Origin of the sequence: Micromonospora okii (genome assembly GCF_020884795.1) — a bacterium.
GTDB lineage: Bacteria > Actinomycetota > Actinomycetes > Mycobacteriales > Micromonosporaceae > Micromonospora > Micromonospora okii.
The window spans coordinates 19,903-33,932 of sequence record NZ_BBZF01000018.1 but is presented as its reverse complement, the minus strand read 5'-3'; the positions used below and the strand labels follow the sequence as shown (position 1 = coordinate 33,932).

Annotated in this window: 9 protein-coding genes; 2 read left to right on the top strand and 7 right to left on the bottom strand. The window is 72.1% G+C overall.

Going from position 1 to position 14,030, the window contains the following annotated elements; genetic code table 11:
* Window positions 1-14 precede the first annotated feature (14 nt).
* Window positions 15-728 carry a VIT1/CCC1 transporter family protein gene (locus tag LPU43_RS15465; RefSeq protein ID WP_229401137.1) on the bottom strand — a complete coding sequence of 238 codons (714 nt, stop codon included), beginning with the start codon at window positions 726-728 and terminating at the stop codon, window positions 15-17.
* Entirely contained in the window at window positions 725-1,582 is an 858-nt protein-coding gene (map, locus tag LPU43_RS15460; RefSeq protein WP_229401136.1) for a type I methionyl aminopeptidase, read from the bottom strand. Before map ends, LPU43_RS15465 begins: the two co-directional genes overlap by 4 nt.
* Window positions 1,583-1,711: 129 nt before the next feature.
* Here map and LPU43_RS15455 point away from each other — a divergent pair, with 129 nt between their 5' ends.
* The gene (locus tag LPU43_RS15455; RefSeq protein ID WP_229401135.1) at window positions 1,712-2,026 is read left to right on the top strand and encodes an STAS domain-containing protein; all 315 of its coding nucleotides are present in this window, start codon (window positions 1,712-1,714) and stop codon (window positions 2,024-2,026) included.
* Between the two features lie 91 nt (window positions 2,027-2,117).
* Here LPU43_RS15455 and LPU43_RS15450 read toward each other — a convergent pair whose 3' ends face one another.
* The 5 genes from LPU43_RS15450 to LPU43_RS15430 all read right to left on the bottom strand — a co-directional run bounded on the left by LPU43_RS15450 (window position 2,118) and on the right by LPU43_RS15430 (window position 10,907).
* A complete protein-coding gene (locus LPU43_RS15450) occupies window positions 2,118-5,867 on the bottom strand; it encodes a SpoIIE family protein phosphatase (protein WP_229401134.1) in 3,750 nt (1,249 codons plus the stop codon).
* 147 nt (window positions 5,868-6,014) lie between these two features.
* Complete coding sequence (locus tag LPU43_RS15445; protein WP_229401133.1) at window positions 6,015-6,782, bottom strand: 3-oxoacyl-ACP reductase; 768 nt, start codon at window positions 6,780-6,782, stop codon at window positions 6,015-6,017.
* Between the two features lie 3 nt (window positions 6,783-6,785).
* Complete coding sequence (locus tag LPU43_RS15440; protein ID WP_229401388.1) at window positions 6,786-8,141, bottom strand: aldehyde dehydrogenase family protein; 1,356 nt, start codon at window positions 8,139-8,141, stop codon at window positions 6,786-6,788.
* Between the two features lie 7 nt (window positions 8,142-8,148).
* A complete protein-coding gene (locus LPU43_RS15435; RefSeq protein ID WP_229401132.1) occupies window positions 8,149-9,513 on the bottom strand; it encodes a glutamine synthetase family protein in 1,365 nt (454 codons plus the stop codon).
* Between the two features lie 1,241 nt (window positions 9,514-10,754).
* Window positions 10,755-10,907: a hypothetical protein gene (locus LPU43_RS15430; protein ID WP_229401131.1), complete on the bottom strand. Its 153-nt coding sequence runs from the start codon at window positions 10,905-10,907 to the stop codon at window positions 10,755-10,757.
* 70 nt (window positions 10,908-10,977) lie between these two features.
* Here LPU43_RS15430 and LPU43_RS15420 point away from each other — a divergent pair, with 70 nt between their 5' ends.
* Window positions 10,978-14,010, top strand: a complete 3,033-nt coding sequence (locus LPU43_RS15420) for an RHS repeat-associated core domain-containing protein (RefSeq protein ID WP_305074300.1) — start codon at window positions 10,978-10,980, stop codon at window positions 14,008-14,010.
* Window positions 14,011-14,030 lie beyond the last annotated feature (20 nt).

Genomic DNA, 14,030 nt, shown 5'->3' with positions numbered 1-14,030 from the left:
CGGGCCGGGCGTTCCTACAGGCCGCCCTGCACGCCGACGAGGGCGCCGATCAGGTACGTGGCGGCGGCTGCCGCCGCACCGAGGACGAGCTGGCGCAGGCCCCCGGACCACCAGGGCCGCTGGGTGAACCGCGCCACGATCGCCCCGGCCGCGAAGAGCCCGAGCCCGCCGACGGCCAGGGCCAGCCACAGGCTCGTCGCGCCGAACAGGTACGTCAGCAGGGGGATCAGCGCGCCGACGGAGAAGAACAGGAACGACGAGATCGCCGCCGTCCACGGGCTCGGCTGGTCGTCCGGGTCGACGCCCAGCTCCTCGCGGACGTGCACCCGCAGCGCCTCGTCCGGGTTGCGCCGGACCGCGTCGGCGACCTGCGTGGCGAGGTCGCGCGGCAGGCCCCGGGCGACCCACGCGTCGGCCAGCTCGCGGGCCTCCGCCTCCGGGTGCCGCTCCAGCTCCCGGCGCTCCTTGGCCACCTCGGCGGCCACCTGCTCGTTGGCCGACCGGACGCTGGTGTACTCGCCGAGCCCCATCGAGATCGCCCCGGCGACCAGGCCGGCGACGCCGGTGAGCACGACGCTGCGCGGCGACACCCCGCCGCCGCCGACGCCCGCGATCAGGGCGATGTTGGTGACCAGGCCGTCCATCGCGCCGAAGACGGCCGGCCGCAGCCAACCGCCGGTGACGTCCGCGTGGTGGTTCTCGCGCAGCGCTGCCGGGGTGTCGGTCACGGCAGGGTGAGGATCTCGTGGCCGTCCTCGGTGACGAGGATCGTGTGCTCGAACTGGGCCGTCCACCTGCGGTCCTTGGTGACGACCGTCCAGCCGTCGTCCCACATGTCGTACTGGTGGGTGCCGAGGGTGATCATCGGCTCGATGGTGAACGTCATCCCGGGCTCCATCACATCGGTGGGCCGGGGGCTGTCGTAGTGCGGCACGTAGAGCCCGCTGTGGAAGGACTCCCCGATGCCGTGGCCGGTGAAGTCGCGGACCACGCCGTAGCCGAACCGCTTCGCGTACGACTCGATGACCCGGCCGATCACGTTGATCTGCCGACCGGGGGCGACCGCCTTGATCCCCCGCATCATCGCCGTGTGGGTCCGCTCGACCAGCAGCCGGGCCTCCTCGCTGACCTCGCCGACGCAGAACGTCGCGTCGGTGTCGCCGTGCACCCCACCGATGTACGCGGTGACGTCGACGTTGACGATGTCGCCGTCCTGGAGCACCGTGGAGTCCGGGATGCCGTGGCAGATCACCTCGTTGAGGCTGGTGCAGCAGGACTTCGGGAAGCCCTTGTAGCCCAGCGTCGACGGGTACGCCCCGTGGTCGCAGAGGAACTCGTGCACCACCCGGTCGATCTCGTCGGTGGTCACCCCGGGCTTGCAGTGCTCGCCCGCGAGCTGCGTGGCCTGGGCGGCGAGCCGGCAGGCCACCCGCATCCGCTCGATGGTCTCCGGGGTCTGCACGTGCGAGCCCCGCCACTCCTGCGGGCCCTTCTTGCCGACGTACTCGGGTCGGACGATGTGACCCGGCACCGGCCGGATCGGGGTGACGGTGCCGGGGGTCAGCGGGGCGCGGACGGTCATCCCGCAAGCCTATCCCCGGCCCCACGCGGGGCGCCTGCGCGCCCGAGGGGGCCGGCGGCGACGCCCCCGCATCGCACGCCTGGCCGACCGGTTGTTGCCGCGTCACCGCGGCTGTGCCATCGTGTCTGGGTGGATCAAGAGGGCGCACCTCCCGTCTTCTCCGCCCGGACGGAGACGGACGGCGACCACGTCCGCGTGGTGGTCTCCGGCGAAGTGGACATGGCCACCGCCGACACCATGCTCCAGACGGTCCTGCGCGAGCCGGGCGGGCAGGTCACCCTCGACCTGCGGGCGGTCACCTTCTTCGACTCGGCGGCGATCCACGCCGTGGTCCGGCTCTCCCAGCGGTATCCGGGCTCACTGACCGTGCTGCCGTCCCGGCAGGTCCGCCGGGTGCTGGAGATCTCCGGCCTGGCCGGCCAGGGCTGGGTCTCCCCCGCCTGAGCGGTCTCTTCCGCCCGAGCGCCGAGGCCGCCCGAACACGGAAAGCCCGCCGCACGCCGGGCGCGCGGCGGCCCGTGGGCCGCCGCGCGGCTCAGTCCTGCAACCGGCGGCGCAGCGTCAGCTCCGTGCCCTGCTCGGTGTGGTTGACCGTCAGGTCGCCGAGGGCCCGGATCAGGGAGAGCCCCCGCCCCCGGAAGCCCGCGCCGGTGGACTCCCGCCACCGCCCGCTGTCCCGGACGGTGGCCACCACCGTGCGGTCGGCGATGGTCACCTCGACGCCGATGGTCGGCTCGGCCGGGTCGACCGGGTGCTCGATGGCGTTCGCGGCGGCCTCAGAGATCGCCACGGTGAGGTCGAACAGGTCCGTCTCGCCGACCCGGTGGGCGGTGAGGAAGTCCTCCAGCCGCTTGCGCAGCACGCTGAGCCGGGTCGGGTCGGCCGGCAGCCGCAGCGCGAACCGGTTCGGCTCGGTCGCCTCCAGCGCGAGGACCGCCACGTCGTCGCGGCGCGGCCGGGAGGCCACCCGCTCCACCACGGCGTCGATCAGGTCGGCGACGTGCTCGCCGCGCCCGGCGGCGTCCGCGCGCAGCCGGTCGAGGGCCGCGTCGATGTCGAGATCGCGGTCCTCGATCAGGCCGTCCGTGTAGAGCAGCAACCGGGTGCCGGGGGCCAACTGGTCCTCCACCGTCCGGTAGGCGGCGGCCGGGATGGCGCCGACCGGCGGCCCGAGCGCCCGGTCGTGCAGGAAGGCCACGTCGTCTCCTCGGATCAGCAGTGGGGACGGATGGCCGGCGCTGGCGTAGCGCAGCCTACCGGTGCGGGGGGAGAACCAGAGACAGACGACCGTGGCGAAGGAAGCCTGTTCGGTGGAGCCGACGAGCCGGTTGAGCCGGGTCAGCGAGGCGCCCGGCCCGTAGCCCTCCAGCACGTACGCCCGCAGCGCGTTGCGGAGCTGGCCCATCGCGGCGGCGGCCCGGACCCCCTTGCCGACCACGTCGCCGATGACCAGGACCAGTTCGTCCTCGTCGAGCCGGATGACGTCGTACCAGTCGCCGCCGACCTCGACGTCGGCGCTGCCCGGCAGGTACCGGCTGGCGACCACCGCGCCGGGGAGCTTGGGCAGCTTGCGGGGCAGGAAGCTGTGCTGGAGGGTGGTGGCGATGCGGTGCTCGGTCTCGTAGAGCTGGGCGTTCTCCAGCCGCACCCCGATCAGCCGGGCGAGCTGGGTCAGCGCGGCGTGACCCGGGTCGACGGCGCCCTCGGCGCGGCCCCACAGGCGCAGCTCGCCGAGCTGCTCGCCCGCGCTGCCGTTCAGCGGGAGGACGACGGACGGTTCGACGGTGGTCGTCCCGCCGCCGTCGGCCTCGGCGCGGGCCCCCGTCGCGGTGACCACCACGCGGGCCGCCTCGGCGAGGCCGAGCGCGTGCTGGGCGGCCACCTGGAGCACCTCGGCGGTGGTGCGGGCGGTGTTGACCGCCACGGCGGCGTCGGCCAGCGCGCGCAGCCGGCGGATTATCTGCCCCCGGAGCTGGCTCAGCTCCACGTTCGCCCGGACCCGGGCGATCAGCTCCTCGCTGGAGAACGGCTTGGTGAGGTAGTCGTCCGCGCCGGCGGTGAGGCCGGCGACCGCCTCGGCCGAGCCGGCGCGGGCGGAGAGCAGCACGATCGGCACGTGCCGGGTGCGCGCGTCCGCGCGCAGCGCCCTGACCAGGCCGAAGCCGTCCAGCCGGGGCATCATCACGTCGGTGAGCACCAGGTCGAACGGGGACTCCAGGGCCAGGCGCAGCGCCTCGGCGCCGTCCGGCGCCGCGACCACCTCCCAGGTCGGGGAGAGCAGCCGAGCGACGTGCTCGCGTAGGTCGGCGTTGTCGTCGGCGAGCAGTATGCGCCCGGCGGCGACCCTGGCGGGGGCGGCCGACACCGGGCCGGCCGGCGCGCCGGTCCACAGCGCCGTCTCGGCGGCGAACAGCCGCGCCTGCCCCGGCTCCGCCGGCGCGGCGGACTCGCCGGACGCGACCCGGTCGGCGGGCAGGTGGGCGGAGCCGAACGGAACGGTCACGGTGAAGGTGGTGCCCTCGTCGACGCGGCTGCCGACCTCGGCCCGGCCGCCGTGCATCTCCACCAGCTCGCGGACCAGCGCCAGCCCGATTCCGGTGCCCTCGTGGGTCCGGGAGCGTACCCCCGGCACCCGGTGGAACCGTTCGAAGACGTGCGGCATCTCCTCCGGCGCGATCCCCACGCCGGTGTCGGCGATCTCCAGCCGGGCCGCGCCGTCCACCGCGCGGATCCGGACCCGGACCTCGCCGTCGAACGTGAACTTCAGCGCGTTCGCGATCAGGTTCAGGACGATCTTCTCCCACATGTCGCGGTCCACGAAGACCGGCGCGGGCAGCGGTGGGCAGTCCACGACCAGGCGCAGCCCGGCCTGCTGGGTGGCCGAGCGGAAGGTGCTGGCCAGCCGCGAGGTGTAGTCGGCGAGGTCGGTGGGCTGGTAGTGGGCGGCCAGCCGCCCGGACTCCAGCCGCGAGAAGTCGAGCACCGTGTTGACCAGCTTGAGCAGGCGCAGCGCGTTGCGGTGCGCCATGGTCAGCTGGTCGATCTGCGCCGGCGTCAGCGCCGGATCGGCGAGCAGTTCCTCGACCGGGCCGAGGATCAGGGTCAGCGGCGTGCGGAACTCGTGGCTGACGTTGGCGAAGAAGTTCGTCTTGGCCCGGTCCAGCGCGGCCAGTTCGGCGGCCCGGGCGCGTTCCTGCTCGTACGCGCGCCGCCGGCCCACGGCGCGGCTGAGCTGGGCGGCGACCAGGTCGAAGAAGGTGCGGTACTCGTCGGTGAGCAGCAGCCGGGCGGAGACCCCCACCACGAGCGCCCCCGCCGGCTCGCGGGTCGCGGTGACCGGCAGCACCAGCGCCTGCCCGGCGACCCCGTCGGGGGGATCGGGCAGGAGGTCGGCCACGTCGACCGTGGCGGCGGGGCCGCCCTCGGCGACCCGGCGCACCACCGCCCAGGCGGCCTCGCCGAGCGGCGGCAGGGCACCCCGCTCGACCGGCGCGTTACCGGGCGCGCCAGCGCCCGCGAGGGGCTCGGCCCCGCCCCCGTTGCCGAACGGCTCGGTCCCGGGCCCGCCACCGTGCCCGGCGAGGGTGAGCCTGCCGGCGTCGTCGTTGAGGTAGACCAGGCTGAACGGGACGTCCCCCCGGTGCCGGTCGAGCACCCGGGCGGTGGCCCGGCCCAGCCCGGCGACGTCGTCCGCCTCGGCCAACTCGCCGCCCAGCTCCGCCAGGGCGCGCAGCCGGCGCTCGGCGAGCACCCGACCGGTGGTCTCGTTGACGATGCAGAACACCCCGTTGATGCCGCCGTCGGCCTGCCGGATCGGGTCGTAGGAGACGTCGAAGTAGACGTCCTCCAGGAAGCCGTGCCGGTCGAGCACGAACGGGTGGTTCTCGCCCCGGTACGGCTCGCCGGTCCTGCGGACGGCCTCCAGCAGCGGCCCGACCACGTCCCAGGTCTCCACCCAGTGCTCGGCGGCGGGCGCGCCGATGGCGTGGGGGTGCTTGGCCCCGATCGTCGGCAGGTAGGCGTCGTTGTAGAAGGCGCGGTCGTCCGGGCCCCAGAACATGGCTATCTGCGACCGGGACGAGAGCATCGTGGCGACGGCGTGGCTGAGCGCGGGCGACCAGCCGTCCGGGTGACCGAGCGGGCTGGACGCCCAGTCGAAGCCACTCAGCCGCTGCCCCATCTCGCCGCCGGCGGCGAACGCGGCGGCGAGCAGCGGCGGAAACGCCGCGTCGACGGATCGGGCGGACGGCTCCCGCCCGCCTTCGCCTCCGTGGGTCGAGCTCATGCGTCCTCCCACGCCGGCGTCTCCCCGGCGAGCCGCATGATCGCTGCCGCCGTGCCCCGCCATGTACCCAGCCGGACCAGCAACGTAACGCATACGGTCCGGCGGGCGCTGATCACCCACGTCGCCGCCGGTGCGGTGCGGGCCGGGTCACAGCGGGGTGACGTACGCGCCGGTGATCCCGCCGTCGACCACGAACTGCGCGGCGGTCATGAACGACGAGTCGTCGCTGGCCAGGAACGCCACGGCGGCGGCGATCTCCTCCGGCCGGCCGAACCGGCCCATCGGCACGTGGACGAGGCGGCGGGCGGCCCGCTCCGGGTCGGCGGCGAACAGCTCGTTCAGCAGCGGGGTGGCGATCGGCCCGGGGCAGAGCGCGTTCACCCGGATGCCCTCGCGGGCGAACTGCACGCCCAGCTCCCGGGTCATCGCCAGCACCCCGCCCTTGCTCGCCGTGTACGCGATCTGCGAGGTGGCCGCCCCCATCAGCGCCACGAACGACGCGGTGTTGATGATCGACCCCTTGCCCTGCCGGCGCATGTGCGGCAGGACGTGCTTGCAGCAGAGGTAGACGCTCGTGGTGTTGACCCGCAGCACCCGCTCCCAGGCGTCCAGGCCGGTGGTCAGGATCGAGTCGTCCTCGGGCGGGGAGATGCCGGCGTTGTTGAACGCCACGTCCACCCGGCCGTGCCGCCGCGCCACCCCGTCGAACAGCTCCCGCACGGCCGCGTCGGCGGAGACGTCGCACGCGACGAACTCGCCGCCGACCTCCTCGGCGGCCCTCCCACCGGCCTCGGCGTCGACGTCGACGCAGACCACCCGCGCCCCCTCGGCGGCGAACCGCCGGGCGGTGGCCAGCCCGATCCCGCTGCCCGCCCCGGTGACCACCGTGACGCGCCCCTCCAAGCGACCCTGCACCCGCTACTCCTCCGTGGCGATGAAGACGTTCTTGACGTCGGTGAAGGCGTGCAGCGCGTCGGGGCCCAGCTCGCGGCCGAGCCCGGAGCGCTTCATCCCACCGAACGGGGTCCAGTACCGCACCGACGAGTGCGAGTTGACGCTGAGGTTGCCGGCCTCCACCGCGCGGGACACCCGCAGCGCGCGCCCCACGTCCCGGGTCCAGATCGAGCCGGACAGGCCGTACTCGGTGTCGTTGGCGAGGCGGATCGCGTCGGCCTCGTCGTCGAACGGCAGCACCGACACCACCGGGCCGAAGACCTCCTCCCGCCAGTGCCGCTCGGCGGTGGACCCGGCGAGCAGCACGGTCGGGGCGTACCAGTAGCCGGGGCCCTCCGGGCAGGAGCCGGTGAACGCGACCCGCGCCCCGTCGACGTACCCGGCGACCCGCTCCCGCTGGCCGGCGGAGATCAGCGGCCCCATCTCGGCGGTCTCCAGCGCCGGGTCCTCGACCCGGAAGCCCTTGACGGCCGGTTCCAGCAGCTCCAGGAACCGGTCGTGGACCGACCGCTGGACCAGGACGCGGGACCGGGCGCAGCAGTCCTGGCCGGCGTTGTCGAAGACCGCGTACGGCGCGGTGGCCGCCGCCTTCTCCAGGTCCGCGTCGGCGAAGACCAGGTTGGCGCTCTTGCCGCCCAGCTCCAGGGTGACCCGCTTCACCTGCGCGGCGCAGCCGGCCATGATCCGTGCGCCGACCTCGCCGGAGCCGGTGAAGCAGACCTTCCGCACGGCGGGGTGGGTGACGAACCGCTCCCCCACCACCGGCCCGGCCCCGGGTAGCACGGTGAACACGTCGTCGGGCAAACCGGCCTCCCGGCCCAGCTCGGCCAGGCGCAGCGCGGTCAGCGGGGTCAGCTCGGCCGGCTTGAGCAGCACCGTGTTCCCGGCGGCGAGCGCGGGGGCGAGGCCCCACGCGGCGATCGGCATGGGGAAGTTCCACGGCACGATCACCCCGACCACGCCCAGCGGCTCGTGGAAGGTGACGTCCAGCCCGCCCGGCACGGGGATCTGCCGGCCGGTCAGCCGCTCCGGCGCGCCCGCGTAGTAGTCGAGCACGTCGCGCACGTTGCCGGCCTCCCAGCGGGCGTTGCCGATGGTGTGCCCGCAGTTGCGCACCTCCAGCTCGGCCAGCTCCTCGACGTGGGCGTCCACGACGGCGGCGAAGCGCCGCAGCAGCCGCGCCCGGTCGCCGGGGGCCACCGCCCGCCACGTCTCGAAGGCCCGCGCCGCCCGATCGACCGCCGCGTCGACCTCCCCGACGGAGGTGACCGGCACCTCGGCGACGACCACGGCGCTGGTGGGGTTCACCACCCGGGTCACGCCGGGGTCAGAGCCGTTCGAAGCCACGCGTCAGCTCCCAGTCCGTGACCGCCGCGTCGAACGCCGTCAGCTCGACGCGCGCCATGTTCGCGTAGTGGGCGTGCACCTCGTCGCCGAAGACCGCGCGGGCGATCGTGGAGGACTCCCACAGGCCCAGGGCGTCGCGCAGGGTGGCGGGCACCCGCTCGGCGGCCGGATCGTCGTACGCGCTGCCGGTGCACTCGGGCCCCAGCTCCAGCTCCCGCTCGATGCCGTGCACCGCGCCGGCCACCAGCGCGGCGATGGCCAGGTACGGGTTCACGTCCGCGCCGGGCACCCGGTTCTCCACCCGCATCCCCTCGCCGTGCCCGGCCAGCCGCAGCGCGCAGGTGCGGTTGTCGGTGCCCCAGCGCAGGGCGGTCGGGGCGAACGAGCCGGGCTGGTAGCGCTTGTAGGAGTTGATGTTCGGGGCGAACAGGAGGCTGAACTCCCGCATCGTGTCGAGCAGCCCGGCGAGCACCCGCTGCCCGGTGACGCTGAGGTGCGCCGGGCCGTCACCGAGCATCGCGGAGCGGCCGTCGGCGTCGCGCAGCGAGAAGTGGATGTGGCAGGAGTTGCCCTCCCGGGCGTTCGGCTTGGCCATGAACGTGATCGACATGCCCTCCTGGGCGGCGATCTCCTTCGCCCCGTGCTTGTAGATCACGTGGTGGTCGGCGCAGGCCAGCGCCTCGTCGTAGCGGAAGGCGATCTCGTGCTGGCCGAGGTTGCACTCGCCCTTGGCGCTCTCCGGGGTCAGCCCCGCGCCGGCCATCTCGGTGCGGATGCGGCGCAGCAGCGGCTCGACCCGGGCGGTGCCGAGCAGCGAGTAGTCCACGTTGTACTGGTTCGCCGGGGTCAGGTCGCGGTAGCCACGCCGCCAGGCGTCCTCGTACGAGTCGCGGTAGAGCACGAACTCCAGCTCGGTGCCCGCGTACGCGGTCAGCCCGTGCGCGGCGAGCCGGTCGAGCTGGCGGCGCAGGATCTGCCGGGGCGAGGCGACCACCGGCCCGGCCCCGTTCGGCCACGCCAGGTCCGCCAGGAGCAGCGCCGTCCCCGGCTGCCACGGCACCCGCCGCAGGGTGTCCAGGTCGGGCAGCATGGCCAGGTCGCCGTAGCCGCGCTGCCAGCTCGACATCGCGTACCCGTCGACGGTGTTCATGTCGACGTCGACCGCGAGCAGGTAGTCGCACCCCTCGCTGCCGTTCTCCACCACCTGGTCGAGGAAGAACGGCGCGTGCAGCCGCTTGCCCTGCAACCGCCCCTGCATGTCGACCATGGCCAGCACCACGGTGTCGAGCTTGCCGGCGACGACGGCAGCCCGGAGCTGTTCGAGGGACAGCGGCGCTCTACTCATCGACCGATGATAAGGAGGGGCACCTTGTTAACGCATTTCGTAGAGGAAGGGTCCCCTCCTAACACCCGCTGGGCGGGGCGCGGCCCCGGCCATCGCCGCCAGCACTCCTGCCCCGACAGGAAGCCACCAAAGGGGCGTTCCGGTCATCACATCCGGTTGATCCACTCCATGCCGCCGGCATGGGGCGGTCAGACGCGAATGAAGGCGCCATGTCGCCGACATGGAGTCGACCAAGGGCTGCCGGGGCGCGGGGCGGGGACGGGGGCGGGGGGCGTACCCGAAATGCCTTGCCGCCGCCGCGCCCCGACCCCATGCTTGAGCCCGTGACCAGGCCCGATCGCGACGGGCCCCGCCGGGCGCTCGGCAACGCCCGGCACGCGGCGGCGTGGGGCGTTCACCTCTCTCTCACGTACGGCGATCCGCCCCACGCCGCCGCCCCGACCGCTCCGACCGCAGCCCGGCAGCGCAAGGAGAACGGCCATGCCTCGCGGCTCGCCGTGCGAGCTGGCGCTCGGCCAGGGAGGACATGACCCCGTCGCGGGCCCCGGCGGCCCGCTTTCGGGACTTGAGCATGATCTTGAGCCCGCCCCGCTGCCGCAGACCTGGCCGCACGGGTCGCGAACTCGTCACACGGCCAACGGCAGTCGCTCTGCGGCCTCGCCTGGCGGGACCGTTCAGCATGACCTGCCGCGACGGCCGGGACACCGAGACATCGACAGCCTCGCCCCGAGGGTTCACGCGATCACATGAAGTAACAAAGGTTAAGAACTTAACCACCTTTGCGGCTTTTGCTCCTTCCGAGCGTAGTGGTCATTGACGGTTGACCGTTCGGTGGATAACGTATCGATTAATCGTTCATTGACGATGGGATACGGGGACAGGATGGACGGGAATTCGAGACGTCGGCCATGCCGATGGCATCGCCGGTGAGCCTCCGGAGAAACCACTTTCGCGGCTTCTCATCCCCGGCTGAACCATCTCGGCGCCCACCGGGACGGCGCGCCATTTTCGACGGGATCTGACCGCGCTCACGCAAGGCGCACTCGGCCTGAGAGCCAACAGTTCGGCCGCCGCTTTCCCATTTTCATCCGCCCGAAATCCCGCTCGCCGCATCCAGATATTCCGACATCGCTCGAACATATGCCGACCCGACCATCGAAGGGTCAGTTCCCTTCTGTCAATCTTCCGGCGGAAACACGTCCGCCGGAAACGTGTTGGTGAGGAGTGTCTATGGGTCAACGTCATGCGGCTGTGGGGGTGGCGTCCGCGCTGCTGGCCGCCTCTGTGCTGGCGGTTCCGCCGGCCGGGTCCGCCGCGCCTGCTGCGGCGAAGGAGACGACGTCCGCGCCGTTGGTGTCGCCGCAGTCGTCGTCGAAGGTGTGGTTGTTCGACACGCCGCAGCGTGCGGCGCTGCCGGTGTCGGCTGCGGGGGCTGCGCCGTCTGTGCCGAAGGGGACCGGGCCGGTGCGCAACGGCACGCAGGTGTCGTTCTCGCTGACGGACCGGCTGGAGGCGAAGGTCAACGTCGGGTCGGGCAACCTGATGCTGCGCAGCACGGACCTGACGCTGCCGGGGATCGCGGAGAACGTGACGCTCGGGGCGGCGTTCAACAGCCTGCTGCTGGGCAGCGACCTGGCCAACGGGGCGCACGGGCCGGGCTGGCGGACCCGCTCCGGGCAGGACGTGAAGGTGTATCCCGCCGACGACGACTCGGTGACCTACGCGGCGGCCGACGGGGTGGTCGGCAAGTTCACCGCCTCCGGCTCCGGCTACACCGCTCCGAAGGAGTTCAAGGCGACCCTCGCCGACAACGGCAGCGGCTGGAAGCTGACCGAGCACGACAGCGGCAAGGAGCTGTTCTTCACCTCGGACGGCCTGCTGGACAAGACCGAGGACCGCAACGGCAACGTCACCGACTACACGTACAGCGGCGGGCAGTTGACCCAGGTCACCTCCGACCGGGGCGGCACCTACGCCCGCCGGGCAATCGTGACGTTCACCAACGGGCGGCTGACGAGGTACCACCAGAGCGACGGCTACGACGTGCTGCGCGAGGTGACCTACGAGTACGACGCGAACAACCGGCTCAAGGCCATCCAGACCCCGGCGTCGTCCCGGCGCTGGGCGTTCGAGTACGACACCGCCGGTGACCTGGTGAAGATCTGGACCAAGGACGACACCTGGAGCACCGTCACCTACGACGGTCAGCACCGGGTCACCTCGTTCACCCAGGTCACCAACAACGCCACCGGCCAGGGCGCGACCACCCGGTTCGCGTACCCCACCTCGTCGCAGACCAAGGTCGCCGACCCCCGGCAGGACCTGTCCCAGCCGGTCGCGTCGGTGCCGCACACCACCTACGACCTCAACGGCGACGAGTTGGTCACCAAGACCACCGACCCGGCGGGCAACGAGCGCTCCAAGACCTACACCCCGTTCAGCGACGTGGCCACCGACGTCAGCCCCGAGGGTGGCACGGTCACCAACACCTTCGGCGCCAACGCCGGCGAGTCGCTGACCAAGTCCGCCTCACCGACCGGGGCGAGCGCGCAGGCGGCGTACGCCAACGCCGCGACCTCGACGAACCCGACGGCGAACTTCCAGCCCTCGTCGTCGATCGACACCCAGGGCAACAGCTCCACCTACACCTACAACGGCGCCGGCAACCGGACCTCCACCGCCGACGCCCTCGCCGCCGAGGCGAAGGTCGACTACAACGACAACGGCACTCTCAAGTCGTCCACCGACCCGGCCAACGACGACAACCCCACCACCTACACCCACGACGGCGACAAGCAGCTCACCAAGGTCACCCCGCCGACCGGCAACGGCCTGGCCGTCAAGAACTTCACCTACGACAGCCTCGGCCGCCTCGCCACCGCCGACGACGGCTGCACCACCACCTACCAGTACAGCAAGGACGACCGCGTCCAGAAGATCACCTACACCGGCTGCGGCACCACCACCGAGGTCACCTTCGAGTACGGCCGCGCCGGCAACCCGATCAGCCGCACCGACCCCACCGGCACCACCACCTGGGCCTACGACCAGCTCAACCGGCTGCACAGGCGCACCAACCCCGGCGCGACGCCCCTGCTCTACGAGCACGACCTCGCCGGCAACCTCACCGAGATCACCGACGGTCGCGGCACCACCCGGCACTACTACAACACCCGCAACTGGCTGGTGCGCACCGACACCGCCGGCGGCACCCGCTACAACTACGCGTACGACAAGAACGGCAACCGCCTCAACACCTGGTTCGCCACCAACGAGGGCAACAGCGCCTACGCGCTGCGCGTCAAGACCGTCTACGACGACTCCGACCGCCCCACCCGCATCACCGCCACCCGCAACTCCGCCGCCCCGGTGACCGTCTTCGACGTGACCTACTGCCACGCGGAGTACACCTCCGGCCAGCCCTGCTCCATGGACGAGGCCGACGACACCGGCCTTCGCCAATGGCAGAAGGACGAGATCAGCGGCACCGTCAGCCAGTTCACCTACGACGACGCGAACCGGCTGACCAAGGCCACCAACCACAACGGCAAGACCTACGAGTACACCTACGACAGCAACGGCAACCGCAAGACCGTCAAGGTCGACGGCACCACCACCCAGACCCTGACCTACAACAGCGCCAACCAGGTCACCACCACCAACAACACCTACGACGGCCGCGGCAACCAGACCCGCACCAGCAACCCGGCCGTCAACCCCCTCACCTACAACGCGATCAAGCAGATGACCGCCGCCGACACCGGCAGCTCCAACGGCCTCGGAACGTACGCCTACGCCGGCACCGACCAGGTCGAACTCACCCGCGCCAACACCACCACCATGCAGTACGGCTACGAGGACCAGCACGGCATGCCCTGGTTGCAGTCCTGGACCGCCGGCGTCACCACCGTCTACGTCGAACGCGACGGCATCGGCACCCCGCTCGGCCTGCGCATCAACAACGTCGACCACGCGTACGTGCTCGACGGGCTCGGCACCCCCGTCGCTATCGTCAAGGCCGACGGCACCCAGGCCGCCACCTACAAGTACGACCCCTACGGCAACGGCACCACCGCCACCGAGACCAGCCTCGGCACCACCAACCTCATCCGCTACACCGGCGGCACCTACGACCCGACCACCGGCTTCACCAAGCTCGGTCAGCGCTGGTACAACCCCCAACAGGGCCGCTTCACCCAGCAGGACAACCTCAGCTTCATCGGCAACCCGCAACACGGCAACCGTTACGCCTACGCGGGCGACAACCCAGTCAACTACCTTGACCCGACCGGACAGATGGCCGAGGGCGAGAAGAACATCCTCACCGGCCTCGGCTTGATCTTCGGGCTGGTCTTTGCGGCAGCATTCGCACCGGCGACCATGACCGCCTTTGCCTTCGGCGCCGCGGCGGTAGGCGCCGCAGGCGTCACAGGCGTGGGTATGGCCTACATTAACGGAGGAATGGACGACTGCGACAACGACGGTGATTGCTGGTAGCTGACGCGCCGGATCGGCCT